This is a genomic window from Arthrobacter sp. GmRoot5-12 (genome assembly GCF_059739365.1).
In genome coordinates, this window is record NZ_AP046056.1 from 634,888 (window position 1) to 660,905 (window position 26,018).

22 protein-coding genes are annotated in these 26,018 nt (G+C 65.8%); 13 read left to right on the top strand and 9 right to left on the bottom strand.

The genetic code is table 11. The annotated features are described in order from the left end of the window. The first annotated feature begins 275 nt into the window (after positions 1-275). Positions 276-1,544, top strand: coding sequence for a serine/threonine-protein kinase (locus tag AC6JAM_RS02815; protein ID WP_497933960.1), 1,269 nt, complete (start codon positions 276-278; stop codon positions 1,542-1,544). After that, positions 1,541-2,053, top strand: coding sequence for a hypothetical protein (locus AC6JAM_RS02820; RefSeq protein ID WP_495635465.1), 513 nt, complete (start codon positions 1,541-1,543; stop codon positions 2,051-2,053). The genes AC6JAM_RS02815 and AC6JAM_RS02820 overlap by 4 nt, the downstream gene beginning before the upstream one ends. A gap of 93 nt (positions 2,054-2,146) precedes the next feature. Here AC6JAM_RS02820 and AC6JAM_RS02825 read toward each other — a convergent pair whose 3' ends face one another. Continuing rightward, on the bottom strand, positions 2,147-4,366 hold the full coding sequence (locus AC6JAM_RS02825; protein WP_497933961.1) for an NADP-dependent isocitrate dehydrogenase: 2,220 nt from the start codon (positions 4,364-4,366) through the stop codon (positions 2,147-2,149). Between the two features lie 328 nt (positions 4,367-4,694). Between AC6JAM_RS02825 and AC6JAM_RS02830 the strand changes: the two genes are divergently transcribed. Then, positions 4,695-5,660: a trypsin-like serine peptidase gene (locus tag AC6JAM_RS02830; protein WP_018771793.1), complete on the top strand. Its 966-nt coding sequence runs from the start codon at positions 4,695-4,697 to the stop codon at positions 5,658-5,660. Next, positions 5,644-5,817: a hypothetical protein gene (locus tag AC6JAM_RS02835; RefSeq protein ID WP_497933963.1), complete on the top strand. Its 174-nt coding sequence runs from the start codon at positions 5,644-5,646 to the stop codon at positions 5,815-5,817. Before AC6JAM_RS02830 ends, AC6JAM_RS02835 begins: the two co-directional genes overlap by 17 nt. A gap of 61 nt (positions 5,818-5,878) precedes the next feature. Here the strand turns inward: AC6JAM_RS02835 and purH are convergent, their stop codons facing one another. Then, complete coding sequence (purH, locus tag AC6JAM_RS02840; RefSeq protein ID WP_497933965.1) at positions 5,879-7,564, bottom strand: bifunctional phosphoribosylaminoimidazolecarboxamide formyltransferase/IMP cyclohydrolase; 1,686 nt, start codon at positions 7,562-7,564, stop codon at positions 5,879-5,881. A 143-nt stretch (positions 7,565-7,707) separates the two neighbouring features. On the opposite strand from purH, the gene AC6JAM_RS02845 reads away from it, so the two are divergent. Next, entirely contained in the window at positions 7,708-9,060 is a 1,353-nt protein-coding gene (locus AC6JAM_RS02845; protein WP_018771795.1) for an MFS transporter, read from the top strand. A gap of 63 nt (positions 9,061-9,123) precedes the next feature. On the opposite strand, the gene AC6JAM_RS02850 is transcribed toward AC6JAM_RS02845, so the two are convergent. Both AC6JAM_RS02850 and purN read right to left on the bottom strand, forming a co-directional pair. Continuing rightward, complete coding sequence (locus tag AC6JAM_RS02850; protein ID WP_497933966.1) at positions 9,124-10,074, bottom strand: putative endonuclease domain-containing protein; 951 nt, start codon at positions 10,072-10,074, stop codon at positions 9,124-9,126. A gap of 120 nt (positions 10,075-10,194) precedes the next feature. Continuing rightward, entirely contained in the window at positions 10,195-10,788 is a 594-nt protein-coding gene (gene purN, locus AC6JAM_RS02855) for a phosphoribosylglycinamide formyltransferase (RefSeq protein WP_497933968.1), read from the bottom strand. Positions 10,789-10,827: 39 nt separating this feature from the next. On the opposite strand from purN, the gene AC6JAM_RS02860 reads away from it, so the two are divergent. Then, positions 10,828-11,259 (top strand): hypothetical protein, encoded by a 432-nt coding sequence (locus AC6JAM_RS02860; protein WP_497933969.1) that lies wholly within the window; start codon positions 10,828-10,830, stop codon positions 11,257-11,259. A 14-nt stretch (positions 11,260-11,273) separates the two neighbouring features. Here the strand turns inward: AC6JAM_RS02860 and AC6JAM_RS02865 are convergent, their stop codons facing one another. Both AC6JAM_RS02865 and AC6JAM_RS02870 read right to left on the bottom strand, forming a co-directional pair. Further along, on the bottom strand, positions 11,274-12,590 hold the full coding sequence (locus AC6JAM_RS02865) for a cell division protein PerM (protein ID WP_497933971.1): 1,317 nt from the start codon (positions 12,588-12,590) through the stop codon (positions 11,274-11,276). A gap of 436 nt (positions 12,591-13,026) precedes the next feature. Beyond that, a complete protein-coding gene (locus tag AC6JAM_RS02870) occupies positions 13,027-13,881 on the bottom strand; it encodes a DUF2382 domain-containing protein (protein ID WP_056393412.1) in 855 nt (284 codons plus the stop codon). Between the two features lie 258 nt (positions 13,882-14,139). On the opposite strand from AC6JAM_RS02870, the gene AC6JAM_RS02875 reads away from it, so the two are divergent. Together AC6JAM_RS02875 and AC6JAM_RS02880 are read left to right on the top strand one after the other, a co-directional pair. Further along, a complete protein-coding gene (locus tag AC6JAM_RS02875) occupies positions 14,140-15,297 on the top strand; it encodes a glycosyltransferase family 4 protein (RefSeq protein WP_497933973.1) in 1,158 nt (385 codons plus the stop codon). After that, on the top strand, positions 15,294-16,664 hold the full coding sequence (locus AC6JAM_RS02880; RefSeq protein ID WP_497933976.1) for a UDP-glucose dehydrogenase family protein: 1,371 nt from the start codon (positions 15,294-15,296) through the stop codon (positions 16,662-16,664). The genes AC6JAM_RS02875 and AC6JAM_RS02880 overlap by 4 nt, the downstream gene beginning before the upstream one ends. 18 nt (positions 16,665-16,682) lie before the next feature. On the opposite strand, the gene AC6JAM_RS02885 is transcribed toward AC6JAM_RS02880, so the two are convergent. Continuing rightward, a complete protein-coding gene (locus tag AC6JAM_RS02885; RefSeq protein ID WP_056393407.1) occupies positions 16,683-17,546 on the bottom strand; it encodes an HAD hydrolase family protein in 864 nt (287 codons plus the stop codon). A 276-nt stretch (positions 17,547-17,822) separates the two neighbouring features. On the opposite strand from AC6JAM_RS02885, the gene AC6JAM_RS02890 reads away from it, so the two are divergent. The 4 genes from AC6JAM_RS02890 to AC6JAM_RS02905 all read left to right on the top strand — a co-directional run bounded on the left by AC6JAM_RS02890 (position 17,823) and on the right by AC6JAM_RS02905 (position 24,470). Continuing rightward, the gene (locus AC6JAM_RS02890; protein ID WP_056393405.1) at positions 17,823-18,092 is read left to right on the top strand and encodes a GlsB/YeaQ/YmgE family stress response membrane protein; all 270 of its coding nucleotides are present in this window, start codon (positions 17,823-17,825) and stop codon (positions 18,090-18,092) included. A 203-nt stretch (positions 18,093-18,295) separates the two neighbouring features. Then, entirely contained in the window at positions 18,296-20,428 is a 2,133-nt protein-coding gene (locus AC6JAM_RS02895; protein WP_018771806.1) for a putative bifunctional diguanylate cyclase/phosphodiesterase, read from the top strand. Between the two features lie 227 nt (positions 20,429-20,655). Further along, the gene (locus tag AC6JAM_RS02900) at positions 20,656-23,565 is read left to right on the top strand and encodes a response regulator (protein WP_497933977.1); all 2,910 of its coding nucleotides are present in this window, start codon (positions 20,656-20,658) and stop codon (positions 23,563-23,565) included. Then, the gene (locus AC6JAM_RS02905) at positions 23,562-24,470 is read left to right on the top strand and encodes a GGDEF domain-containing response regulator (RefSeq protein ID WP_056393401.1); all 909 of its coding nucleotides are present in this window, start codon (positions 23,562-23,564) and stop codon (positions 24,468-24,470) included. The genes AC6JAM_RS02900 and AC6JAM_RS02905 overlap by 4 nt, the downstream gene beginning before the upstream one ends. A gap of 3 nt (positions 24,471-24,473) precedes the next feature. Here the strand turns inward: AC6JAM_RS02905 and AC6JAM_RS02910 are convergent, their stop codons facing one another. Then, positions 24,474-24,878 carry a hypothetical protein gene (locus tag AC6JAM_RS02910; RefSeq protein WP_018771809.1) on the bottom strand — a complete coding sequence of 135 codons (405 nt, stop codon included), beginning with the start codon at positions 24,876-24,878 and terminating at the stop codon, positions 24,474-24,476. A 222-nt stretch (positions 24,879-25,100) separates the two neighbouring features. Here AC6JAM_RS02910 and AC6JAM_RS02915 point away from each other — a divergent pair, with 222 nt between their 5' ends. Beyond that, positions 25,101-25,652 carry a dihydrofolate reductase family protein gene (locus AC6JAM_RS02915; RefSeq protein WP_018771810.1) on the top strand — a complete coding sequence of 184 codons (552 nt, stop codon included), beginning with the start codon at positions 25,101-25,103 and terminating at the stop codon, positions 25,650-25,652. Between the two features lie 2 nt (positions 25,653-25,654). Here the strand turns inward: AC6JAM_RS02915 and AC6JAM_RS02920 are convergent, their stop codons facing one another. Beyond that, positions 25,655-26,005, bottom strand: coding sequence for a DUF3846 domain-containing protein (locus AC6JAM_RS02920; RefSeq protein ID WP_497933980.1), 351 nt, complete (start codon positions 26,003-26,005; stop codon positions 25,655-25,657). Positions 26,006-26,018 lie beyond the last annotated feature (13 nt).

Consider the following 26,018-nt stretch of genomic DNA (forward strand, 5'->3'; position numbering starts at 1 on the left):
GTCCTGTAAGGAAACCGCCCGCGCACGCGCCTGAAGCGGCAGCACCCGGCGGGCTGACGAGAGGAGGACACCCACCCAACAACCAAGTAACAGTACAAAACATGTCATCAGCACACATGTCCTTGTAGCCAATGGTCCGGCGGCGAACGTGTTTGAAATCGCCGCCGGGCCGTCGGCGTGTCGCAACGCGAAACCCTAGGTCAATCGCTGGTTCCGCCGTCCCGCCCGTATAATTTGAGGTACGACAGTGCCGCAGCGCACCGGGAGGAACGGTCATGGTGGCGGAATCGCCTAGCTCCATCAAGAATGAAGTTGTCGGCGGTCGCTATCGTTTAGGTGAGGTCATAGGCCGCGGCGGGATGTCGTCGGTGTACTGCGCACGGGACGAAAAGCTGGGCCGTGACGTGGCGTTGAAACTCTTCGCCCCGCAGGCTCCGGATGCGGACGAGCTTAAGCGGCAGGAAGCCGAAATCCAACTTCTGGCCACCCTGAACCACCCCGGCCTGGTGACGCTCTTCGACGCCGGAATCGATGACCGCATTCCGGACGAGCCCCGGCCCTTCCTGACCATGGAACTCGTCGAGGGCCAGGACCTGCGCAGCCGCATCAGGCACAGCCGGGTACCCCTGGAAGAGCTGTCCGTGATCGGAGCCGGCATCGCCGACGCTCTGGCGTACGTTCATGGCCTGGGCATCATCCACCGCGATATCAAACCGGCGAACATCCTGCTGGTCCAGATCCGCCCGGGTGAGCCGCTGCGGCCCAAGCTCACGGATTTCGGCATCGCCAGGATCGCGGATTCCACCCGGCTCACGGCCACGGGCACCATGGTGGGCACGGCTGCCTACCTCAGCCCCGAGCAGGCCCTTGGCAAACCCCTTTCGTCAGCCACGGATATCTACTCCCTTGGACTGGTGCTGCTTGAGTGCATCAAGGGCACCGTGGAGTACCCCGGCAGCGCAGTGGAATCCGCCGTTGCCCGGCTCCACCGCGCCCCGGAGATCCCCGACGACGTTCCCCCGGAATGGGCGGACCTCATCCGTTCCATGACTGGCATCGAGCCGCTGGAACGCCCTGCGGCCGCCGACATCGAAACGGCACTCCGCCAGGCACTGGTCTCGCCGGCTTCAACGCCGGGAGAACTGGCACCGGAAACCACGCGGGTGCTTCCCGCCATGCCCTTCCACCCGCCCTCGATCACCGCTGAGGAATCGGTGGATGATGTGCGCGAGGCAGCGGCCTCTACAGAGGCTGCCGATCCCGCATCAGCCGCCCAACCTGCTGCATCGCCGGCTGGTTCCGGAGTGGCAACGAGCGGAGTGGTTGCCGGTGCATCCGCAGGCAAGGCTCCCCGCACACCCCGTCTGTCCCGGAACCAACGGATCTGGCTGGTCGTCGTGCTTGGTGTCCTTGTCATTGCTGCAGCCGTGGCTGCGGTGATGATGAGCATCTCGGCCCGGCCCGCCGACGTCGTCCCTTATCCCACCGTGACCGGCGTCCTGGGCGACCATCTGCAGGAGCTGCAGAAAAGCGTGGAGCCGTGACGCCGCGGCAGACAATCCCGGGCCGGCTGGTCCTGGCTTTCTCGGCGGCCTTTCTGGCGGCAGGCTTCCTCAGCGCCTGCGCGGCGCCGGGAAACGGCCTTCAGCGCGAAGCTGCGGCACAGCTCCAGGCACGCGTGCTGGAAGTGACGCAGGCGTCGTCCCAAAACGATCCTGCGTCGGCACTGAAGGCGCTGGAAGGCCTTGAAGCCGACCTCACTTCACTGCAGGCAAAGGGCAAGGTCTCGGAGGAACGGCGCCGCAGCATCACCACCGTGGCCTCCGCTGTCCGGGCAGACCTGAACGAGGTTGTCGCCGCACAGCAGGCTGCGGCCAAAGCCGCCGAGGATGCCCGGAACGCCGCGCAGGCAGCTCAAAGCCCATCCCCCACCGCCGAGGCACCCGCGCCCCAGCCGGCTCCCGCCCCGGCACCGGCCCAGGGCAACGCGGGCGGCTCCGGCGCGGACACCGGCAAGAACAGCAACGCCGACAAAGGCAAAGGCAAGAACTAACCCGCCCATACTATAAAGAGCACAAAGAGAGGCGGTGCCCGGAACGATCCGGGCACCGCCTCTCTTTGTCAGCTGCCGCAGCAGCGGCCGGTGCTAGGCCAGGCCGGCGATGACCTGATTAAGGGTGGCGGAAGGACGCATCACCGCGGAGGCCTTGGCATCCTCGGGGCGGTAGTAGCCGCCAATGTCCACGGGTGAGCCCTGGACCTCGGCCAGCTCGCCCACAATGGTCTCCTCCTTGGAGGACAGCTCCTTGGCGACGGAACCGAAAGCGGCGGCCAGGTCGGCGTCGTCCGTCTGCTTGGCCAGCTCCTCCGCCCAGTAGCGGGCCAGGAAGTAGTGGCTGCCGCGGTTGTCCAGCTCGCCCACGCGGCGGCTCGGGGACTTGTTCTCCAGCAGGAACGTGCCGGTGGCGCGGTCCAGGGTGTCGGCCAGGACCTGCGCGCGGGCGTTGCCCGTGGTGGTGGCCAGGTGCTCGAAGCTGACGGCCAGCGCCAGGAACTCGCCCAGGCTGTCCCAGCGGAGGTGGTTTTCCTTGAGCAGCTGCTGGACGTGCTTCGGCGCGGAACCGCCGGCACCGGTTTCAAAGAGTCCGCCGCCGTTCATCAGCGGAACGACCGAGAGCATCTTGGCGCTGGTTCCCAGCTCCAGGATGGGGAACAGGTCCGTGAGGTAGTCGCGGAGCACGTTGCCCGTGACGGAGATGGTGTCCTCGCCCTTGCGGATGCGTTCCAGGGTGAAGGCGATGGCCTTGACCGGGGACATGATCTGGATGTCCAGGCCGTTGGTGTCGTGGTCCTTCAGGTACTCGTTGACCTTGGCGATGAGGTTGGCGTCGTGGGCGCGTTCCTCGTCCAGCCAGAACACGGCCGGGGTCTGCGAGGCACGGGCGCGGGTGACGGCCAGCTTGACCCAGTCGCGGATGGCGGCATCCTTGGTCTGGCAGGCGCGCCAGATGTCGCCCTCGGAAACCTCGTGTTCGATCAGCACGTTGCCCGAGCCGTCCACGATCTGGATCCGGCCGGCTTCCTGGATCTCGAAGGTCTTGTCGTGGCTGCCGTATTCCTCGGCTGCCTGTGCCATGAGGCCAACGTTCGGCACAGTGCCCATGGTGGTGGGGTCGTAGGCACCGTTGGCGCGGCAGTCATCGATGACCACCTGGTAGATGCCGGCGTAGGAGCTGTCCGGCAGGACGGCCAGGGTGTCCGCCTCCTTGCCGTCCGTGCCCCACATGTGGCCGGAGCTGCGGATCATGGCAGGCATGGAAGCGTCCACGATGACGTCGCTGGGGACGTTCAAGGTGGTGATGCCCTTGTCCGAGTCCACCATGGCCAGGGCGGGACCGTCTTCCAGGCCCTTCTTGATCAGGTTCTGCACGCCGTCGCGCACATCCGCGGGAAGGTCCTCAAGGCTGCTCAGGATGGCGGCAAGGCCGTTGTTGGGGCTGATGCCGGCTGCCGAGAGCTGCTTGCCGTAGGTTTCGAAGAGTTCGGAGAAGTAGGCCTTGACCACGTGGCCGAAGATGATGGGGTCCGAGACCTTCATCATGGTGGCCTTCAGGTGTGCGGAGAACAGCACGCCTTCTTCCTTGGCGCGGGCCACCTGGGCCTTCAGGAATTCATCCAGGGCGGCGGCGCGCATCACAGTGCCGTCGATGACCTCGCCGGCCAGGACCGGGAAGGCCTTCTTCAGGACCTTCACCGAGCCGTCCTCGCGGACCAGCTGGATGGCGATGGTGCCCTCGGACTCGATGACCACGGACTTCTCGTTGGACCGGAAGTCATCCTGGCCCATGGTGGCCACGTTGGTCTTGGAGTCAGGGGTCCAGGCGCCCATGGAGTGCGGGTTCTGGCGGGCGTAGTTCTTGACTGACAGCGGGGCCCGGCGGTCCGAGTTGCCTTCGCGCAGGACCGGGTTCACGGCCGAGCCCTTGATCTTGTCGTAGCGCGAGCGGACGGCGGTTTCCTCGTCGGAGGAGGGGTTGTCCGGATAGTCCGGCAGCGCGTAGCCCTGGCCCTGCAGTTCGGCGATGGCGGCCTTCAGCTGCGGGATGGAGGCACTGATGTTGGGCAGCTTGATGATGTTGGCTTCCGGCGTCTTCGCCAGCTCACCGAGCTCAGCAAGGGCGTCACCGATCTGCTGCTCGGGGGTCAGGTAGTCACCGAACTGGGCGATGATGCGGCCGGCGAGCGAAATGTCGCGGGTCTCCACCTCCACACCTGCTGTCGAAGCGAACGCCTCGATGATGGGCAGGAACGAATAGGTAGCCAGCATCGGCGCTTCGTCGGTGTGGGTGTAGATAATCTTGGACATGCGCGGGCGTCTCCCTGTGGGTCGGCTTGGTTGTGAAAATTCGGTCTATTTCACCATGTACAACTTACCCGAGGACACCAGTTTGAAGCGTACCGGAGGCCCAGCGTTACCCCTGCCCCGGGCAGGATTACAGCGATGGAGAACGGCCGACGGCGGCAGGAAACCGGGTGCCCGCCGCGCCCGGGCACCCGGCCGCCAGGGCTCCATCCCGGGACAATGCAGGCCATACATGATACGTCACTACTATTTACAAATCTGTCATGGAGGGATAAATTCGCAGGGTCACACTTGGCATTCCCACGCCTTTCCCCGTTCAGACAGGACAACAATGACAAGCACCAGGTCTCTGGCTTCCGCCCTCCTGAGCCTCTCCGCGGCCGCCGTTCTGGCTTTCACCAGTGCAGGTGCCGCCACCGCAACACCAGCAGCCGCGGACGACCACACGAATCCGTCCGTTACCAGTGCTGTCCTTGACGCGGCGGGTGCTGCCGACTACTGGACACCGGAGCGGATGCAGAGCGCCATCCCCGGCGATACCCTTGCCGGCAAGGCGCTGGAACGCGGCAACCGCTCCAGCGCAGCCGTCGTGGAGAAGGGCAAACCGTCTTCCACCAAGGGCACCAAGAGCACCGGCAGCACTGCCAAGAGCGAAACGCCGGTCAGCCACATCGGCAAGGTCTTCTTCACCCTGGGGGGCGCCAACTATGTGTGCTCCGGCAACGCTGTCTCATCGACCAACGGCAGCACGGTTGCCACAGCGGGACACTGCGTTAACGAGGGGCCTGGAGCGTACGCCACCAACTTCGTCTTTGTTCCTGCCTATGAGAATGGCGCAGCACCGTATGGCAAGTGGTCTGCACGGGCCCTGTACGCGCCGAGCCAGTGGGTCTCAAACGGTGACATGACGTACGACACCGGCTTCGCCGTCATGAACCCCCTGAACGGCAAGAACCTCACCGCTGTGGTCGGAGGCTCGGGCGTGGCCTTCAACCAGGCCCGGGGCCTGACTTACAAGTCCTACGGCTACCCCGCCGCTGCCCCGTACAACGGTGAGACCCTCAAGAGCTGCACCGGCACGGCAACCAATGATCCGAACAACCCGCAGTTCAACAGCCAGGGCATCCCCTGCGACATGACCGGGGGTTCCTCAGGCGGCCCGTGGTTCATCGGGACCAGCTCCGATGGCGTGCAGAACTCCATCAACAGCTACGGCTACAACCGTTCTGCCGTGATGTACGGCCCATACTGGGGCTCAGTCATCCAGGCAACCTACGCCAGTGCAGCAAAATCCTAAGGAACCCGGGCCCGACGAGGATCCTGTCAGCCACGTTGACCTGACCCAGTCACACGAGGAAGTCCTCGAGTACTGGACAAAGCAACGAATGGCAGAGGCCAGGCCCCGGGAGATCCAACTTCCGGAGCCCGGCCCCGGTTCAGCTGACCAGGACTAAGCCGGCACAACGACGACGGCGCCCGCCCCCTTTGCTCAGGGGGCGGGCGCCGTCGTTTGTCCTAGTGGAAGAAGTGGCGGGCCCCGGTGAAGTACATGGTGATGCCGGCCGCATTGGCTGCCGCGATCACCTCTTCATCGCGCACGGATCCGCCCGGCTGCACGACAGCGCGGACGCCGGCGTCGATCAGGATCTGGAGGCCGTCGGCGAACGGGAAGAACGCGTCGGAGGCAGCCACGGCGCCGCGGGCCCGCTGCGGTGCCCCGGCAGCGCTGGCGTTGGAGGCACCGCCGGCACCTTCGACGTCGGACTCCACCGTGACGCCCAGCGTGTTGGCCCGCTCCACGGCCAGGCGGCAGGAGTCGAGCCGGTTGACCTGGCCCATGCCGATGCCCACAGCTGCGCCGTTCTCGGCGAGGAGGATGGCGTTGGACTTGGCGGCCCGGCAGGCTGTCCAGGCGAAGGCAAGGTCCGCGAGGGTCTTCTCGTCCGCTGCTTCACCGGCTGCGAGGGTCCAGTTGGCGGGGTTGTCGCCATCGGCGTCCACCTTGTCGCTTACCTGGACCAGCATGCCCCCGGAGACCTGGCGGAACTCCGTGGGGTAACGGCCGTAGCCCTCGGGCAGGGCGAGCAGGCGGATGTTCTTCTTCTTGGACAGGATCTCCACGGCTTCCGGCTCGAAGCCGGGGGCGATGACCACTTCGGTGAAGATGTCCTTGACGGTGTTGGCCATGCCTGCGGTGACGGGGCGGTTTGCGGCGATGACGCCGCCGAACGCGGAGACGGGGTCGCAGGCGTGGGCCTTGGCGTGCGCGTCGGCGATGGGGTCTGCGGCGTCCTTGGAGCCGACGGCCACACCGCAGGGGTTGGCGTGCTTGATGATGGCGACGGCGGGCTCGCTGAAGTCGTAGGCAGCGCGCAGGGCGGCGTCGGCGTCCACGAAGTTGTTGTAGCTCATGGCCTTGCCGTGCAGCTGGTCCGCCTGGGCGATGCCCACCGGGGCGGCTTTGTCCACGTACAGTGCAGCCTGCTGGTGCGGGTTTTCGCCGTAGCGGAGGACCTCGGAGCGTTCCAGGGACAGGCCGGCGTAGGCAGGCCAGTCGATGACGCCGTCGCCGTCCTCGTCCAGGAACTGGCTGGCGGTCCAGGTGGCCACTGCATTGTCGTAGGCAGCGGTGTGGGCGAATGCCTTGGCCGCGAGGCGGCGACGGGTCTTCAGGTCGAAGCCGCCTGCGGCGGCGGCCTCCACCACCTGGCCGTAGAAGGACGGGTCCACCACAATGGCGACGGCGGCGTGGTTCTTGGCGGCCGAACGCACCATGGCGGGGCCTCCGATGTCGATCTGTTCGACGACGTCATCCTGGGCGGCGCCGGACTTGACGGTCTCCACGAACGGGTAGAGGTTCACCACCACCAGGTCGAAGGCTTCGATGTCCATGCTGGCAAGGGTTTCCATGTGGGCCGGAACGCGCCGGTCCGCCAGGATGCCGCCGTGCACACGCGGGTGCAGCGTCTTGACGCGGCCGTCCAGCATTTCGGGGGAACCGGTGACTTCCTCCACCTCCTGCACGGGGATGCCCGCGGCGGCGATCTTCTTTGCCGTGGAGCCGGTGGAGACGAGCTTCACGCCCGCTGCGTGCAGGCCCGTGGCGAGCTCCTCCAGACCGGTTTTGTCGTAAACCGAGATCAGGGCCCGGCGGATGGGTACACGGTCAATGGATACGCGCTCATGCTGCGTGAAGCTCACAAATGTCTCCGTCTTATCTCGCGGTACAGGGCCGCGGTTGGTGGGGATAGGGCCAGTTTATCGCGAAGGGCGCGGTTGCCCGGCGTGGACGCCGGAGTGTGAACGGGCTGGGGCCGGGCTAAAGTTTTGGACAGGAGGCGGCGATGAATACATACACCACTGTGCCCAGCGGCGAACAGGTGGTCCAGGAACTGCCCTGGCGATGGAAAGTCCAGGGCAGGATCTTCCTGATCGGAGGCCTCGGCTTCATGTTCGATGCCTGGGATGTAACCCTGAACGGCATCCTGATTCCGCTGCTGTCCAAGCACTGGTCCCTTTCCGCGGGGGAAGCGGCCTGGGTGGGCACGGCGAACCTGGTCGGCATGGCGCTGGGCGCCTTCATCTGGGGAACCATCGCGGACACCGTTGGGCGCAAGAAGGCCTTCACGGCAACCCTCCTGCTCTTCTCCGTGTTCACCGTGTGCGGCGCCTTCGCCCCCGACTTCATCTGGTTCTGCGCCTTCCGGTTCCTGGCGGGATTCGGCCTGGGCGGCTGCATTCCCGTGGACTACGCACTGGTGGGTGAGTTCACGCCGCGGAAGCAGCGCGGCAAAGTGCTTACGGCCATGGATGGCTGGTGGCCAATCGGCGCTGCCCTGGCGGGATTCGTCTCGGCCGGGCTGGTGGCCCTTTACGGCGACTGGCGGCTAACCATGCTGGTGATGGTCCTGCCGGCGCTGCTGGTTTTCTGGGTCCGGCGCAGCGTGCCCGAGTCCCCGCTGTTCCTGATCCGGAAAGGCCGGCGGGAGGAAGCGGCCCGGATCATCGACGGACTGGTGGAAGCAACCGGGGCAGAACCGCGTGCCTACAGCCTTCCGGACGCCAGGGATGTCCCGCGGCTCTCCGCCGGCAGCGCCTGGACGCAGCTGCGCTCAGTGTGGCAGTTCAGCTGGAAGATCACCGCCGCCGCATGGTCCCTGTTCTTCAGCATCCTGCTGGTTTACTACTTGTCCCTGACCTGGATGCCGCGCATCCTCATCGGCGCAGGGTTCGCCGAGTACAAGGCTTTCGTCACCACAGCCTCCATGGCCGCCGTCGGCTTCCTTGGCGTGGTGGTGGCAGCGCTCCTGGTGGAGCGTGTGGGCCGCAAATGGATCCTGGCCATCACCGGCCCGCTGTCCGCTCTTACGCTGGTGATTGTGGCTTTCGTGGTGGACATCCCCACGGCCGCGGTGTTCTGGCTGCTGGTGTTCGGCTTCGTGGTGCAGGTGGCCATCCCCGTGCTGTATGCCTACGTGTCCGAGCTCTATCCCACAGAACTGCGCGGCACCGGCTTCGGCTGGGCATCCACGTTCTCGCGCCTCGGCGCAGGTTTTGGGCCGCTGATCTTCGCGAACTACTTCTGGCCGGAACTCGGGCTTGCAACGTCGTTTGCACTGGCGGGAGCCCTGGTACTGGTCTCCGTTTTGTGGATGGCGTTTTTCTCCCCCGAAACCCGCCAGCGCCGGCTGCAGTAGACGGCTCCCAACTGACTCGCAGTTGCTGTCGTTCTCGCACGTCAAAACGGCATCAACTGCGAGCTACTTTGGTACCCAGCCTCTGCTGAGAAGCGCCCCGCGCACTTTCGAGAGGGCGGACAACGCCTGGTTTTGCATGTGGCGCTTTGAGATCCTCACGAGCAGCCATCCTCCTCGGCTGAAATCCTCCTCGCGGTCGATATCCCTAACGATCTGTTGTGGCTCGGAATGGCCGTCGCCGTCGTATTCCACCGCAATCCTGTACTCCGGATAGCTCAGGTCAGGCTGACGAATGACGCCGGGGCGAAGTTCGATGGGCATGTTCAGCATCGGCTCAGGCAGGCACGCGGCGTTCAAGGCAAGCCGAAGCCGCGTCTCCGGCGCCGAGTCCGAACCAACCCGCGCCAACTCCAGGGCAAGTCTTGCCTTCCGGATGCCGGGTGTACCTTTGTGTCGATCCAACATGTCGGACAACTGCCCAAGGGTACAAAACGGCTCCGTCCTGATTTCGAACGCAGCCCTCGGCACCCGCAGAAGATGGTCCGCCACTACTGTCAGCTCCTCAACGCTCATCCTTCGGGCATTGTCCAGCCATGTCCGGGGCCTGCTGGTTACCAGCACCCCTTCCACGTGCACGATCTCGTCATCGAAGAACTGTCCTACGTGGCCGACAACGCCCTTGCGGCGGGGAATAGCCCTGGTGTCCGGACGGGAGATATGGATCAGCGGGTCCTCTTGACCGGGCAAAAAACCAGGAAAACTCCAGAACGTGAAGGCCGTGGCGTGGGACACCGCCGAAAACGAAGTGATCCTCGTAAACGGTCTCAAGGCTTCAGACAGGGCCGTGCCCTCTCGACCCTGGCCCGAGCCGTCCTGCGGGACCCTGATGCCGCGGCTGGGTGCGTCCAGCTCTCCGTGGCGCAGCCGCCTAAGAGTTACGCCGGCGTCGACCGCTTCCTGGCACGTAAACGGCACCCGGGCGATCTCGGCGGGAAGTGGACGAGGCGTCTTCACGCGACCATAGTCGCAAACACTTCTGCCATCTGCCGGAGTTATCCACAGCCAGCTGCGGCGATGATTAAGTGACTCGCAGTTGTTGTCGTTTTGACGGGTCAAAACGACAACAACTGCGAGCTAGTTGGGGGGCTGGGGGGACGTGAACGAGGGGTCTGCGGCGAGGGCCGCCAAGGTGGAGACCAGGAGCCGCCGCTCCACCACCTTGATGCGTTCGTGCAGCGTTTCCTCGGTGTCTGAGTCCTCGATGCTCACGGCCTCCTGGGCAATGATGGGGCCGGTGTCCACGCCCGCGTCCGCCCAGTGGACGGTGCAGCCCGTGACCTTCACCCCGTATGCCATCGCATCCCGCACGCCATGGGCCCCTGGGAACGCCGGCAGCAGCGCCGGGTGCGTGTTGAGGTACCTGCCGTTGAACGCGTCGATGAAACCGGGGCTGACAATCCGCATGAACCCTGAAGACACCACCACGTCCGGCTTGTAGGCGGCCACGGCTTCGGTCAGGGCGGCATTCCAGTCGGCACGGTCCGGGTAGGCCTTGAAGTCCACCACGAACGTGGGGATGCCGGCGGCAGCGGAGCGTTCGACGCCGTACGTTCCTTCGCGGTCCGCGCCCACCGCAGCGATTTCCACAGCGAGCCCGCCCGCCTTGACGGCGTCGATGACTGCCTGGAGATTGGACCCGGTGCCGGAAACGAGGACGACGATACGCATTGGTCCAGCTTAGGTGCAGGCTCGCGTACGCTGGAAAACATGAACAGCGAACCGGGCCGGAGCGGGCAGCAGCAGGTCAGGCCCCCGCTCAGCGAGGCGGCAAAAGCGTCCCTCGCCAAGACCCAGACCCTGTTCCGGATGTTCGTGGTCTCGGTGCTCGGCGCGTTCTTCGTCTACCAGCTGGATGTGGGCTACCTCTGGCTGACCACGGTGCTCACCGACTCGGGCCTGGTCCTGGGAATTGTCCTGCTGGTCCGTGCAGTCCGGTTGAAGGAATCCAAGCTGATTCTCTTCGGCACCATTTCCGGCCTGGTGGTCGCTGCCGTCATGGTGCTGCTGATTGTCACCACCATGGTCCTCTTTGACCAGGTCCGCGAGTACCAGGCCTGCCTTGGCCGTGCGCTGACGGACCGGGCCACCCACGCCTGCATGGTGCAGTTCCAGGACGTCCTGCCCACCAAGGTGCGCTAGGCCCCGCGCAGGTCCTAGTGGACCAGTTCCGCGTCCCGTTCAACAGCCGTGCTTTTCTCGCGTTCCAGCCATGGTCCGGCCGCGTAGCCAATCACGACGCCGGCAGCCACCTCGGCGGCCACCCACAGTCCCGTCCACAGCGGGTCAGGTCCAATGGCGGTCAGGCGGCCCACCCCGGCTGAACCCCTGGCAACCCAGGCCAGGCACAGGGTCGGCAGCCCCGCGGCCACGCCGGCCAGCGCGCCAAGGGCGAGGGTGGAAACTGTCGCCGTGAACCAGCGGGCGTGGACCTTGATGGCAAGCCACTCATCAAAGTGGTTCTCTCCCTCCCGGAGGAACCACCACCCCGCCATGACACCGGCCAGCACCGGAACGATCATGGCCACGAAGGCGTAATCCAGGGGGCCCGAGGGGATGGCGGCCAGGACGGGGATGGACGGAAGCGGACCCACGGCGGTGCCCAGCGGACCCACCTGGGAGCCCACGCCCATGGCGAAGCCGGCACCGGATGTCCAGGCGAGGGCGAAGACCACAAGGTTGGGCAGGAAGCCGAGCTGCGCGATGGTGAGGGCGGCACCTCCCACCGGGCCGGCGTCGAGCGCCTCATAGACAGACACCACAAGGTTCCAGTGGATGAACAGGTCAACTGCGAGCAGCGCTGCTGCCAACGCAAGCGCGGACACCACCGCCACGAATCCTGCCTTGGCCACCGACGCGAAGTAGGAACCGGCCCAGCGCGAATGCTGGCTGGTGCGCGAAATCCAGTCCACCGCGTCAACCCCGATGAGCCGGCTCCAGGATCCTGCTTCCCTGCGCGCGCCGATCACCATGCCCAGTCCGTAGGGAACCAGGGGAACCAGCATGGCGTACCAAAGATTGATGACGACGTCGGCATTGCGGCAGACGAACCCGGTGGCGGCGCCGAAAGCCCCGTAGACCACCCAGGATCCAAGCAGCGCCTGCCACAGCTGGTCCGTGTAGGAAGCACGGGCCAGCCGGCGGCCAGCCCGCCAGGCAAGGAGGAACGGGATCAGGGTCAAGCCCAGGGGAATCAGGCTAAGGACGCCGGTTCCGCCGTGCGTGGCCGCCTGCGGTCCCGCACCCGCCAGTTCCAGCGGCACGCCGTGTACCAGGAGCCAGGACTGGCCTGCCAGCCGGGCCAGGACCTCGAACTGCCCGTTCTGGAAACCGGCGGTGGCCCAGACAGCCACGATGGGCGCCACCACCACCAGCGCGGAAATGATGGCCGCCTGCGCCGTTTCAAGGGCTCCCTGCAGCCACAACGGCATGGGAAGGCCACGGTCTCCGGTCTGGTCAGCGCGCAGTTTCATCGTGCTCCATGGTGTCACGCCGGGTGGGCTCTGCCCGCGAACGACAGGCTCCACGGGGGTGCGGATGATCAATCAAATGACCGGGACGCCGGCGCTTTTTCCTGGAGGCCGCCGTAAAATTGGTAGAAACCAACACCCGCTGCCCCGCCGAGGGCGTGCTGCGATTTCTGCTGGCCGCCGCCGTGACCCGGCGCCAGTTCGATGACCCGGATTCCGTAAACCGGGAAAACAGGAGCCGCGAATGAGAGATGAACCGTAAGTTCTGAAGATATTCGTCCTACTGGCTGGTGCAGCCACGTTTATGCGCGGCTGCACCAGCGTTTAAAGAGTGCGGCGCCGGGAGCCTCCAAGTAGGCTCCCGGCGCCGTTCACCGTGTCAGGGCCGCTGTTTCAGCCAGCCTGCCCGCGGAACGTAGGGACGAGTCCCCCGCACCTGTCAGCGGCGGCTGCCGCCGTCTGTTTCGATGTTTTCCTTGCGGACTTCCTCGTTGACCGTGACGTCGTCGCGGACAACATCCTTGTCCAGCCGGACCCGCTCCACGGGGACGGCTTCCTTCTCCACCACCGGGCGCTCCTCATGGAGGACCATTTCGTGCTCTTCCTCGCTGATGGCCGGTCCGCCCATGGCGGCACCGCGGTTGGCGTCCGTGATGGGCTCGCGCTCAATGCGGACTTCTTCGCGCTCCACCGGGATGGTCTTGGTGACGTTCTCGGTTGTGACGTACTTGCGCAGCCGCGCGCGGCCGGTGGCCTCACGCTCCGTGCCCACGTGAAGCTGTTCCTCCGACCGCGTCATGGCGTCATCGGTGGTGGGGCCGGAGGTGTCGTGGCCGACGGTTCCCCGTGTGGTGTCGCGGTCGGAGGTGCCGTGGCCTGCCGCCAGGCCTGCCGTGGGGGTGCCGGCGTTCAGGTCGGCGTCGCCCTGCAGGTCAACGTCCCGGTCAGTGCCGGTGGTTGCCTGCGTGTAGGTCCGGGCACCGCGTTCGTAGTAGGTGTAAAGCCGGTCCTCTTCCTCGGGGGTGAGGTGGCCGTCCGCGTCCACGCGGGGCGCGTCCTTGACGTGCTCCTTGGTGTAGGGGACTACCAGGTCGTCGTCCTGGTGGCGTGCGCCTTCGACCGGGATGAACGATTCGGAGGTGCCGAAAAGGCCGGTCTTGACCGTGACCCAAGTGGGCTCACCCGTGTCGTCGTCTGCGTACAACTGGCCAATCGAACCGATCTTCGTACCATCGGAACCGACGACGTTGCCGCCCTTGGTGAGCAGGTTTTCAAGATTTTCCCTGTTGAGCATGACTCTCCTTGGATGTGTCGTTGCACTGGGTCTGCCAGCAATGGATGTCCTTGCGCGGGATGTCCCCGACGCCCGGTTTCCGCCCCGGCTGCTTGAGGCTCTGCGCTGACTACCCCCCTACCGTAAGCATGCTTAGCATCGAATGCCAAGCCTACTTAGTAATTTTTTTCGGGACTGGGTCCAGTTGTTCACCGGGCCTTTGCCTCCGGGTAATGCCTACTCCCCCGCCATTTCAGGGAAGCCGCGCACGGTTGAGGGGTGAGGATCGCAATCGTCGCCGAATCATTTCTGCCGTTGATGAACGGCGTCACGCACTCAATCCTGCGGGTCCTGGACCATCTGCAGGAGCGGGGCGACGACGTCATGGTCATTGCCCCGTCCGCGCACGACGGGGAGGCCGCGGTCCACGTCAACGGTGCCGAGGTCCACCGGCTTCCAGCGGTTCCGCTGGCAGGCTATACGAACGTGCGGGTGGCCGTGGGAGGTGTGTACCGGGTCAAGCGAATCCTTGCCGAGTACGCGCCCGATGTGGTGCATCTTGCCTCGCCGTTCGTGCTGGGCTGGCGCGCCGCCCAGGCTGCCGCGCAGCTGGGCATTCCCACCGTGGCGGTCTATCAGACCGAGGTCCCCAGCTATGCCGCCCGGTACGGTGTGCCCTTTTTGGAGAACTGGGCATGGAACCGGGTGGAGAACATTCATTTACTGGCCACCCGAACCCTCGTGCCCTCCACGTTCGCGCTGAACCAGTTGCGCGGCCGGGGCATTCCGCGGGTGCGCATGTGGCGCCGCGGCGTGGACACCGCGCGGTTTTCACCGGAAAAGCGCGACGGCGGGTGGCGGGCTTCGGTGGCCCCGAACGGTGAACGGATCATCGGCTACGTGGGCAGGCTCGCCGTGGAAAAACAGGTGGAGGACCTGGCCGCCCTCTCCGGCCTCCCCAACACCCGGCTGGTGATTGTGGGCGACGGGCCCCAGCGCACGGCGTTGGAGACGGCACTCCCCGGCGCGGTGTTCACCGGGTTCCTGGGCGGCGAAGAACTGGCCCGGGCGGTGGCGTCCTTCGACCTGTTCGTCCACCCCGGCGAGTTCGAAACCTTCTGCCAGACCATCCAGGAGGCCATGGCATCGGCTGTACCTGTGGTGGCCACGGGGCGGGGCGGTCCGCTGGACCTGGTGGAGAATTCGCGGACCGGGTGGCTTTACGAACCGGGCGACCTGGCGGCCATGCGCGCCAGGGTGCAGGACCTGGTGGGCGACGACGCCAAGCGCCGGGCGTTCGCGGCGGCAGCCCACGCGTCGGTGCAGGACAGGACCTGGCCAGCGCTGTGCGCCGAACTGGTGCAGCACTACCGGGACGTCACCGCGGCGGTTCCCGGTCCCCCGCGGAAGGCGTCAAAGGCAGGAGCACCGTCATGAGGATTTCTGTAATAGGCTGCGGCTACCTGGGCGCTGTTCACGCGGCGGCCCTTGCATCCATGGGGCACTCGGTGGTGGGCATCGACGTCGATCCCGGCAAGGTGCAGCAACTGGCGCAGGGGGTGGCGCCATTCCACGAGCCCGGGCTTGACGAGCTGCTCCAGGACGGCCGCGCTACCGGAAGGCTGCGGTTCGCCACCGACCCGGCAGAGGCAAGGGGCGCGCAGGTTCATTTCCTGTGCGTGGGGACGCCGCAGGACAAGGCGTCCGACGCCGCCGACCTCACCTTCCTGGTCTCCGCCCTGGAAAGCCTGCTGCCGCACCTGGCCGCGGGCGCCGTCGTCGTGGGCAAATCCACCGTGCCGGTTGGCACCGTGGACATGCTGCGCGGCATCCTGGCGCAACGGCCCGACGTACTGCTCGGCTGGAACCCCGAGTTCCTACGGCAGGGCACCGCCGTCAAGGACTCGCTGGTGCCGGACCGGCTGGTTTACGGCGTGGAGGGCGGCCGGCCCGCTGCCTTCAACCCGGCAACCGGCGCACCCCTTGGGGTGGCGGCAGCACTGGATGCCGTCTATGAACCGCTGCTGGCCGCCGGGATCCCCCGCTTGGTCTGCAGCTTCGCCACGGCAGAGCTGATCAAATCGGCCGCGAACGCGTACCTGGCCACCAAGGTCAGCTTCATCAATGCAGTGGCAGGGCTGTGTGATGCTGCCGGCGCGGACGTGACGGAGCTCAGCGCGGCGATGGGGCTGGATCCGAGGATCGGCAGCAGGTACCTGCACGCGGGGCTGGGATTCGGAGGCGGCTGCCTGCCCAAGGACATCCGCAGTTTCCGCGCACAGGCCGCCACACTCGGCGTGCCCGCCGTGGAGGACTGGATGCGGCTGGTCGATTCGGTGAACGTTAGCCAGCGTGAACGCACTGTCGGCCTCGCCAGGGAGCTGTGCGGCGGAGCGCTGGCCGGACGCTCGGTCACTGTTTTGGGCGTCTCCTTTAAGCCTGATACGGACGACATCCGGGATTCGCCGGCGCTGGATGTGGCGGACCGGCTGGCCGCTGCCGGGGCGCACGTCACCGTCACCGACCCCAAAGCGGTCAATCTTGCCTGGCGCCGCTACCCGCGCCTGCGCTTCGAGGCGTCCACCGGGCGGGCACTCCAGGATGCCGAACTGGTGCTGCTCCTCACCGAATGGGACGAGTACCGGCGGCTGTGCCCCGCCGTCACCGGACAGCTGGTACGACGGCGGGTGGTCCTGGACGCGCGGAACGTGCTGGACGCGGCAGCGTGGCGGGAGGAAGGCTGGCTGGTGCGCGGCCTTGGCACCTCCGCCGGCACCTTGGCCACGGCAGGCGCGGTGGGCTGACGCCCGACAGGGGACGGCCTAGCCGAGGAGCCCCAGCTCAGCGAAGGCCAGGGCCACGCCGTTGCCGGCGGGTGCGGCAGTGGTCCTGTCCGCCACGGCAAGGACGGCGGGGTGGCCGCCTTCCACGGCGATGCCGACGGCTGCGTACTCAAGCATTTCGATGTCGTTGGCGCTGTCGCCGATGGCAATGATGTCGGCCCGGTCCAGGCCGAGCCGGGCTTCCACCACCTGGATGCCCACCGCCTTGTGCGTGCCGGCCATGAAGATTTCCCCTGCACGGTCGCCGAGCGCTGACAGGGAGCTCGGGATCAGCCCAACCTCCGGCCCGAAGGCCTCCAACAGGCGGGTCAGCGGCACCGGTGCATCGAAGCAGGAGATCTTGGCGTAGGAGGTGGCGCGGAGGTCATCGCCGTAATGCATTGGCCCCAGGATGTCCTCGAGCGGATCCACGTCCGTGCTGAGCACTCCGTCGTGGCGTGGACGCCCGGCGAAGATGGGGCCCAGCACCTCCCTCAGCCGCCGGTCCACACCGGTGCGGCCATGCAGGGCTTCCGGGGCCTCCAGGATGTAGGCGGCGTTGTGGGCATCCAGGGCCTCAACGATGCGTGCGGCCAGGCCGGGTTCAAAACGGGCATCCTTGAGGATCTCCCCGTTGACCTCCACCCTGGCGCCGGCGCCTGTGATGGTGCCGTCAAACCCAGCGTCCAGGATGTGGCCGGGGACCATGGACAGCGGGCGTCCGGTACAGACAAAGACGAGGTGGCCCCGTGCCCGGGCGGTCCGCACCGCGTCCACGTGCGCTGCCGGAGCCAGGCCGTGGTCGGCGTAGGTTCCGTCGATGTCGAGGAAGATGGCACGGGGCCTGGCGGTCTGGCTGGGCATGCCTGCGCTCCTTGGTCTGTTCGGGGACTTGCCATCCTATCGGCGGACGCCAGGCAGGCCGCACCCGAGAATGAACGGTTCACGGGACGCCAAAGCCAGTCCATACGACGGAGAACCAAGGACCGTCAGGACACCGATTGATAAAAGCACGGCATTCCGCCTGAAACTGACAGTCATCCTGTGATATTCAAGGCCTTGCACAGTAGTAAGCCTGCTGATTGAATGATGGAACCGGAAATGGGGGCCCGGCACAACTTACTGACAAGGAGTGGCAACATGGGCATTATCGGATTTCTCATTTTGGGCCTGATTGCTGGAGCCATTGCAAAGGCAATCCTGCCGGGTCGCCAGGGCGGCGGCTGGGTAGTGACCCTGGTCCTCGGCGTCGTCGGAGCCATTCTGGGCGGCTGGATTGGATCGCTCATCTTTGGCGGCGGACTGGCCGAATTCTTCGACCTCAGGACCTGGCTGCTGGCCATCCTCGGCTCCATCGTCGTTCTGTTGATCTACGGAGCAGTCACCAACCGCAGCAGCCGCCGGGTGTAGCCGCAGCACCTGTTCACCTAAACAAGAAGCGCCGGACTCCCCAAAAGGAGGACGGCGCTTTCTCTGTTCCACGCCGCCTAATTTGCCTTCCCTGGTGCGCACCCAATTCCTGCCAATGGCCTTTATGATGGCGAAGGGGTGGTGTAATGACCAGTTTTATGGGCCGTGGCGATGATGTGGCATTACAAACTTTTGGCGTGGTCATGGATGCCAGCCCGGACGCACTGCTGGCTTTGACCGCGGACGGTATTATCCTTGCGGCCAATTCTGCTGCGTCAAGGCTCTTCGGCTTACCGAAGGAAGCTTTTGCGGGCCTGGACCACCGCCCACTGATTGCCGAGGATTTCCGCGACGAGGTAGGCCAGTTGTTCCTCCAGCTCCTTGCAGAGCCGGAAGGGCATCCGCTGCCCCGCGAGATCAGGGGACTCCGTCACGACGGCAGCGAGATCCCCATCGAAGTGGCGGCCGCACTCCTCCCCCAGCCAACCGCGGACCACGCCCGCGCAGAGCGCGGACCCGAAGGGCAATCGGAAGAACGGGCAGGGCAATCCGGAGCGCGGTTGCTGCTCTCCGCCCGTGGCACGGCACACCGCAAGGCGGCGGACGAGGATCTGCGCGAGGCCATGTCCTTGTTGACGGCCACCCTTGAATCCACTGCCGACGGCATCCTGGTCATGGGCAATGACGGCAGGGTGGCTGGGTTCAACGAACAATTCCTTGCCATGTGGCGCATCCCGCCCGAGTTGATGGAAGCGGACAGCGGAGAACCGGCCATGCAGCTCATCGTGGAGCAGGTGGCAGACCCAGCGGCCTTCACCGCCCGGCTGGGCGAACTTCAGGAAGACCCGGCCGCCGAGAGCCACGACGTGGTCGAGTTCAGGGACGGCCGCACCTATGAAAGATATTCCCGCCCCCAACGGGTAGAGGAAAAGATCGTTGGACGGGTGTGGAGCTTCCGCGATGTCACGCCCCGGCGAAAAGCGCAGGAGCAGGCGCACAGGGCCATGATGGACCTGGCCGTCCAGGCCGAAAAGCTGCGGGCCATGGCGTTCCAGGACCCCCTGACCGGGCTCGCGAACAGGGCCGTGTTCAACGACGCCCTGGCCGAAGCACTTCAGGAAGCCCGGCTGAAGACGGTGGATGTCCTGCTCCTTGACCTGGACGACTTCAAGGAGGTCAACGACATCCTTGGCCACCAGGCGGGTGATGACATGCTCATCGAAGTGGCACGCCGGCTTCGCGGCTGCGTCCCTACAGCTGACGTCGTTGCACGATTGGGCGGGGACGAGTTCGTGGTGCTGTTGACGGCGTGCCCGGATGCCGACGCCATCGCGGCGTGCATCGTGCGCTGCCTGCACGTCCCCGTGACCATCGACGGCACTGTCCTCCGGCCGAGCCTCAGCCTGGGCCTCGCCTCGTTGGGGCAGGACAGCGTTGGGCCCTCGGAACTCCTGCGGCATGCCGACATTGCCATGTATGCGGCCAAGGCGGCAGGCAAGAACCGGTTCCTCCGCTTCCACCCGGACATGATGCAGGCACTGGTGCAGCGCACCCACATGGAGGGCGGGCTGCGGCTGGCTGTTCCGCGCGGCGAAATCACCGTGGATTTCCAGCCGATCGTGTCGCACCGCATGGGGCAGGTGGTCCAACTCGAGGCGCTGGCCAGGTGGGACCGCGGCGGCGAGCGGGTGCCGCCGTCGATCTTCATCCCCCTTGCCGAGCGCACCGGGCTGATCGGCGAGATCGGGGCCGAGGTAATGGCCTCCGGCATGGTGCAGCTGGCGCGATGGCTCAGCGAGGATCCGGCGCGGTCCCTGGCGGTGAACGTCTCCGGGGTCCAGCTCCAGGAACCGGACTTCGCCGAGACCGTCCTAAGGCTGGCGGCAGCCAGCGGCGTGGCCCCCTACCAGCTGGTCATGGAAGTTACCGAGAGTGTGTTTTTCGACGCCGACTGCAGCCTGATCCGGCAACTCAGCACACTGCGGGACGCCGGGGCCAGGGTGGCACTGGATGATTTCGGCACCGGCTACTCCTCACTGGGCCGGCTGCAGGACCTGCCCGTGGACACGGTCAAGATCGACAAGTCTTTTGTGTCCATGGTGCGGACCGGCAACGAGCGCCTGCCGATCCTCAGCTCCATGATCAACATGGCCCACAGCCTGGGGCTGACCGTCACGGCTGAAGGGATTGAGACGGCGGCGCAGGCGGATTACCTGGCCGCGCTGGAGTGCGATTCGCTGCAGGGGTACCTGTTTTCCTTGCCGGAGCCCGGTGAGCGGCTTGGCCACGCATTGCAGAACGCGGAAGAAGCCCTCAATGCCTTGAAGGGGCGGTAATTTCCGGCCCATTCCAAGGATGCGCGGGATATTATGAGGGGGCGTCTCCGCCGTGGTCTCCGGCGGCTCCGCCCCTGTTTTGGGGCATTGGGCGCAATTAGGGGGAAGGGGTCTCCGTGTCCCAGTCTGGTCTCTTGGAACACCGTGTCAACAGCGGTAGGTTGCGGCTGTGGCCGCAGATCGTGGCGGCAGCGTTGGTCCTCCCTGGACTCGGGGTGTTTTTGGCAGTGAACAGGGGCACTCCGGCCGCCCTTGTTACCGGCGACTTCCTCATTTTGGCCGCGTCCCTGGTGGCCGGGGTGAGCTGTGCGCGAGCCGGTGCCCGAGGTGGTGCGAACGCGAAGGCCTGGACCTATATGGCTGCGGCGTCCTTCGTCTGGGCAGCCGGAATGGCGCTCTACGCGTTTTACGGCCTTCTGAACGACCATGTTTACCCCTTTCCCTCCCTGGCAGACGCCCTGTTCCTTGGCTACTCGGTGCCCGCTGTCGTGGCGCTGTTCTCGTTCAAGCGGCGCGCCGGCACTCCCGTGGCGCTGTTTCGGGCGGTCATGGACGCCGCCGTCATTGCCGGCTCGGTGCTTGTGGTCAGCTGGTACACGGCCCTTGGCCCCGCCTTCAACGCTGTTGGGGACCCACTGACACGCCTTACCGGGATGGCCTACCCCGTGGTGGATCTGGTGATCACGTCCCTGGTACTGGTCCTGGCCATGCGGCGTCAGCCGGGCGAGCGCCTGCCCTGGCTCTGTTTCGGTGGCGGCCTGGTGGTGCTGGCCGTTACGGACAGCATTTACGTGCGCATGACGTTCGACGGCGTGACGGGAACCACCGGATCACCGCTTGCCTTGGGCTGGATAGGCGCCTTCCTCATCATCGCCATGGCTCCTGCTGCACCGTACGTGGAGAACACAGGCCCGGACCGGAAGGGATACACGCTTGCACTGGAACTGCTCCCATACGTTCCCCTCCTCCTGGCTGTACTCCAGTTCGCCGGCCCGCACCTGCAGGAGCTCGATCCGTTCCTTCTCGTAGTGGGAGCCACTGTCCTTGTCTCCGTGCTGGTCCGTCAGGTGCTGATCGTCTTCGAGAACATCAGCCTGACCGGCGGACTCGAGGATGAAGTGGCTGCCCGCACCGTGGAACTTGAGGCGGCCCGGGAGGCGGCGTTGGAATCCAGCCGTCTCAAATCCGAATTCCTGGCTACCATGAGCCACGAAATCCGCACTCCGATGAACGGGGTAGTCGGCCTAACCGGGCTCCTTCTGGAAACCGGGCTGGACGAGACGCAACGTCAGTACGCCCAAGGGGTTAAGGGTGCGGGGGAATCGTTGCTGGCCCTTATCAATGACATCCTCGATTTCTCGAAGCTGGAGGCCGGAAAGGTGGACTTGGACGTCCGTCCCTTCGACCCCAGGGTCCTCGTCGAAGAGGTGGCCGCCCTGCTGGCCGAACCTGCACTGGCCAAGAACCTGGAGCTGATCGCCTACTGTGAGCCTGACGTTCCTGCCCGTTTGCAGGGCGACTCCGGCAGGATCCGGCAAATATTGCTCAACCTTGCCTCCAACGCCGTGAAGTTCACGGCATCCGGGGAGGTCTCCATCCGGGTCACGGCCAAGGACCCGGGCTACGGCCCGGGAAGCACCGCGGCAATTGAGTTCGAGGTCCGCGACACCGGCATTGGCATCAGCCCGGAACATCACGGCAAATTGTTTGAATCCTTCTCGCAGGCGGATGCTTCCACCACCCGCCGCTACGGCGGTACGGGTCTTGGCCTGGCCATCTGCAGGCGCCTGACCGCTGTGATGGACGGTGCCATCGGGATGGACAGTGCACCGGGCCAGGGCAGCACATTCTGGTTCCGGCTGCCGCTGCCCATAGCACCCCCGTCCACGGATCCTGTGCCGGCCGCCGGCTTCCTCACCGGTCTCCGCGTCCTGGTGGTGGATGACAATGCCACAAACCGGCTGGTCCTCGAATCCCAGCTCCGCGGCTGGCGCCTTGAACCGCAATCCGTTCCGGACGCGACGGCCGCTTTGGAAGTGGCCCGCGCCGCGCGGCAGGCCGGGACACCCTTCCATCTCGCCGTTTTGGACTACTGCATGCCCGACACGGATGGCCTGGAGCTGGCCCGGCGCATCAAGGCCGACGCAGCACTTGCGGGCATGGAACTGATCATGCTGACCTCGACCATGCAGGTAGACCCGGCAGAGATTGCCGCCGCGGGTGTGCGTGAGTGGCTGATGAAACCCGTCCGCAGTTCCGAGTTTTACAACCGGCTGGTCCGCCTGATCTCGACCCGCGAGCCCACACCGGAATCCTGGAGCCGCCCAAGGCCCGCCCGAACCGCGCAGGCTGGGCGCGGCACGCCGCGCCGCGGGCAGATCCTGGTCGTTGAGGACAATGAGGTGAACCAGTTGGTGGCACGCGCAACAGTCGAAAAGTTCGGCTACGCGGTGGATGTGGTTTGCAACGGTGCCGAAGCGGTGGCGGCCGCGGCCGCGACAAGATACTCCGCCATCCTGATGGATTGCCACATGCCGGTGATGGACGGCTTCGAGGCAACCCGCGAGATCCGCCGCCTGCCCTCTGCAATCCGGGTGCCCATCATTGCCATGACCGCAGGCGCCCTCGATGGAGACCGGGAACGCTGCCTCGCCGCGGGCATGGACGATTACCTGTCAAAACCCGTGGACGCGGCTGCCCTGGAAGCTGCGTTGTCCCGCTGGGTTCCCGTGCAGCTCCCGCAGCCTCTTGCCGTCACCGGAGGTCCTTCCGCCGGAAGCCCCGGGCCCGCACTGGACCCGAACCGCCTCGCCGTCCTTAGGGACCTGGGCCAGGATGACGGAGGGGCATTGTTGCGGGCAACGCTGGAGGCGTTCCGACGGGAGAGCCAGGTGCGCGTGGCGGCGCTTCGCGCAGCGGTTCCTGGCGACAGCCAGGTCCTGGTGCAGGCTGCCCACGCCCTGAAGGGGTCCGCGGCAAACATCGGAGCCTCCGGCGTGGTTTCGGTCTGTGCCGAGCTCGAAGAGCTGGGCCGCAACGGGCAACTGGGCAACGCCGAGGGACTCGTCAGCCGGCTCGAGGCTGAACTGCAGCGGTTGGACGCCGAACTGGAGGCCGCAGTGAAGGGGGACCATTGAGAGTTCTCGTAGCGGACGATGATCCGGGGTCGCTCCTGGTGGCCAGGGCCGCCGTCGAACGTTCGGGGCATGACTGCATGACGGCTGCGGACGGTGGCGAGGCATGGGCCCTGTTCCAGGCACACCGGCCGGATGTGGTGGTCACCGACCGGATGATGCCCGTGATGGACGGATTGGAACTCTGCCGGGCCATCCGTGCAGAGGAGCCTGAGCTGTACACCTACATCGTGCTGCTGACCTCGCAAGGATCGCGCGACGACGTTCTGTCCGGGCTCGAGGCCGGCGCCGACGACTACGTCACCAAGCCGTTGGACCCCTTTGTCCTGCACACCAGGCTCCTAGTGGCGTTGCGGATCACCACGCTTCACGCGGACCTCGCACACTACCGGAAAGTCCTCTCGGAGCAAGCGCGCACCGATCCCCTGACCGGACTTCACAACCGGTTGAAACTTTCAGAGGACCTGGAGCAACTGCACGCCCGGAGCGCCCGCCATGGCGAGGGGTACAGTGTGGCGCTGTGCGACGTGGACAATTTCAAGAGCTACAACGACCTCTACGGTCACCAGGCCGGCGATCTGGCCCTTCGGGCGGTGGCATCCACCCTCGCGGCAACGGCACGACGGACTGACGGTGTCTACCGGTTCGGGGGCGAGGAGTTCCTGCTGGTGCTTCCCCGACAGGGCGTGATCGGGGCCAGGGCCCTTGTGGAACGGGCGTTATGCGCCGTACGTGACCTGGCCATACCCCATGCCGGCGACCCATCGGGCCAGTTGGGGTTCAGCGCTGGAGTCTCCGGGTTCTCCGCGGGGCATGTGGTGAGTGCCGAAATGCTGCTGAATGAAGCCGACGCAGCCCTTTACGCGGCAAAGGCCGCAGGGCGGAACCAGGTGATGCTCGCACCGTAGGCGCTATGCTGCCTTTTTCCCGCCAGACTTCTTCTGCGGGGCCTTCTGACCGGACGGCCGCTGCTCAGCAACGGCTGCCGCATTGGCGGGTGTTTCTGCCGGCCGGCCAGCGTACGGCGTCACGGCCGTTGCGGAAGCAGCAGGTTCAGCGTGCACATCGGGTGCGGCGGCGCGGTTGCGGCGCCAGCGGCGGACCAGGTCGACGGCGGCCAGCAGGCCTGCGAGGGGGGTCAGCACAGCTGCCGCGTAGACGAACAGCATCCAGGTCAGGGTGGTGAGCGGTGGCTGGTTGTTGTTGAGCAGGGACAGTCCGCCCAGCATTCCAACAACCCAGAACAGCACTACGGCCGTCAGGACAGCGCCGGCAGGAAAATACTGGTTGGTCACGACTTTTTTCAGGGTTTCCATGCACTTCCTCCTGCCTGGCCGGGGGGACGGCGAAAGCCGCTCAAAAACAAGTATGGGGCCCGGCCGGCGCGAAACCGTGCAAGACGACACGGCGAGTGATCAAGCTAACGTAACCATCCGCCGTCGTCCGAATTCCCGGGCCAAAATAAGGTCCGGCGCCCTTCCCGGAAAGGCCCTGGGCGCATACCGTAATGCCTGTCCGCTCGAAAACTGGAGGTTCCCATGCGCAAAGTCACTGCCGGCCTGTTCCACTCCGTGGACGGGGTGGTGTCCGAACCCTTCAAGTTCCAGTTCGACAGCTTCGACGACGAACTCGGCGCGGGCCTGACCAAGATGATGAACACCGTGGATACCGTGGTCCTGGGCCGCGTCAGCTACCAGGAGTGGGCTGGTTACTGGCCCACCGCCTCGGCAGACCAGGACTTTGCCGCGTTCATCAACCCGGTGGAAAAGTTCGTTGCGTCACGCACCCTGACCGGGCAGCTGGAATGGCAGAACTCTCAGTTGATGGACGCTCCGCTTGAGGAGTTCGTTGCCGCCCTGAAGGACCGCGACGGCGGCGAGATCGCCGTGTGCGGGAGCATCTCGGTGGTGCGGCAGCTGCTGTTCGCCGGGCTGCTGGACTCGCTGCAGCTGATGACGCACCCGGTCATTGCCGGCAGCGGCCGCAGGCTGTTCCAGGACGGTGACCCGCTGACCCGGCTGGTGTTGCTTGACCAGTCCACCACCAGCAAGGGCAACGTGCTGAGCACCTACGGGGTCCGCGGGGACTAAGCCTACGCGGCCAGCGGGGCCCCGAAAAGCTCCTCCGCAAGCCGGGACAAGTGGTCCGGGATGTCCGCTTCGGCCCCGTGCTCGCCGCGGCCGAGGAAGACCGCGGTGCCACGGATCCCGTCAAGGTCCAGGCCGCATTCGTGCATCAGCTGCCCGGCGCGGAAGTTGACCGGCAGGAGCATGGTGACGCTTTCGGCGTTGAGGTAGACATGCCAGTCGCCGCGGATCACCGACTCCAGCGGACCGCCCACCAGGGCTTCCAAGGCCTGCAGGTCTGCCGGCACCTGCTCGATGCGCATGGGCTCGGAATTGCCGGCCGGTACAACAAGTGCTGTGAAAGTTCTGTTGTTCATCGTTCATTTCTCC

Coding starts and splice junctions, on each gene's coding strand:
- AC6JAM_RS02815 (WP_497933960.1), top strand. CDS start 276: ATGGTGGCGGAATCGCCTAGCTCCATCAAGAATGAAGTTGTCGGCGGT.
- AC6JAM_RS02825 (WP_497933961.1), bottom strand. CDS start 4,366: ATGTCCAAGATTATCTACACCCACACCGACGAAGCGCCGATGCTGGCT.
- AC6JAM_RS02830 (WP_018771793.1), top strand. CDS start 4,695: ATGACAAGCACCAGGTCTCTGGCTTCCGCCCTCCTGAGCCTCTCCGCG.
- AC6JAM_RS02845 (WP_018771795.1), top strand. CDS start 7,708: ATGAATACATACACCACTGTGCCCAGCGGCGAACAGGTGGTCCAGGAA.
- purN (WP_497933968.1), bottom strand. CDS start 10,788: ATGCGTATCGTCGTCCTCGTTTCCGGCACCGGGTCCAATCTCCAGGCA.
- AC6JAM_RS02860 (WP_497933969.1), top strand. CDS start 10,828: ATGAACAGCGAACCGGGCCGGAGCGGGCAGCAGCAGGTCAGGCCCCCG.
- AC6JAM_RS02865 (WP_497933971.1), bottom strand. CDS start 12,590: ATGAAACTGCGCGCTGACCAGACCGGAGACCGTGGCCTTCCCATGCCG.
- AC6JAM_RS02870 (WP_056393412.1), bottom strand. CDS start 13,881: ATGCTCAACAGGGAAAATCTTGAAAACCTGCTCACCAAGGGCGGCAAC.
- AC6JAM_RS02880 (WP_497933976.1), top strand. CDS start 15,294: ATGAGGATTTCTGTAATAGGCTGCGGCTACCTGGGCGCTGTTCACGCG.
- AC6JAM_RS02885 (WP_056393407.1), bottom strand. CDS start 17,546: ATGCCCAGCCAGACCGCCAGGCCCCGTGCCATCTTCCTCGACATCGAC.
- AC6JAM_RS02890 (WP_056393405.1), top strand. CDS start 17,823: ATGGGCATTATCGGATTTCTCATTTTGGGCCTGATTGCTGGAGCCATT.
- AC6JAM_RS02895 (WP_018771806.1), top strand. CDS start 18,296: ATGGATGCCAGCCCGGACGCACTGCTGGCTTTGACCGCGGACGGTATT.
- AC6JAM_RS02910 (WP_018771809.1), bottom strand. CDS start 24,878: ATGGAAACCCTGAAAAAAGTCGTGACCAACCAGTATTTTCCTGCCGGC.
- AC6JAM_RS02915 (WP_018771810.1), top strand. CDS start 25,101: ATGCGCAAAGTCACTGCCGGCCTGTTCCACTCCGTGGACGGGGTGGTG.
- AC6JAM_RS02920 (WP_497933980.1), bottom strand. CDS start 26,005: ATGAACAACAGAACTTTCACAGCACTTGTTGTACCGGCCGGCAATTCC.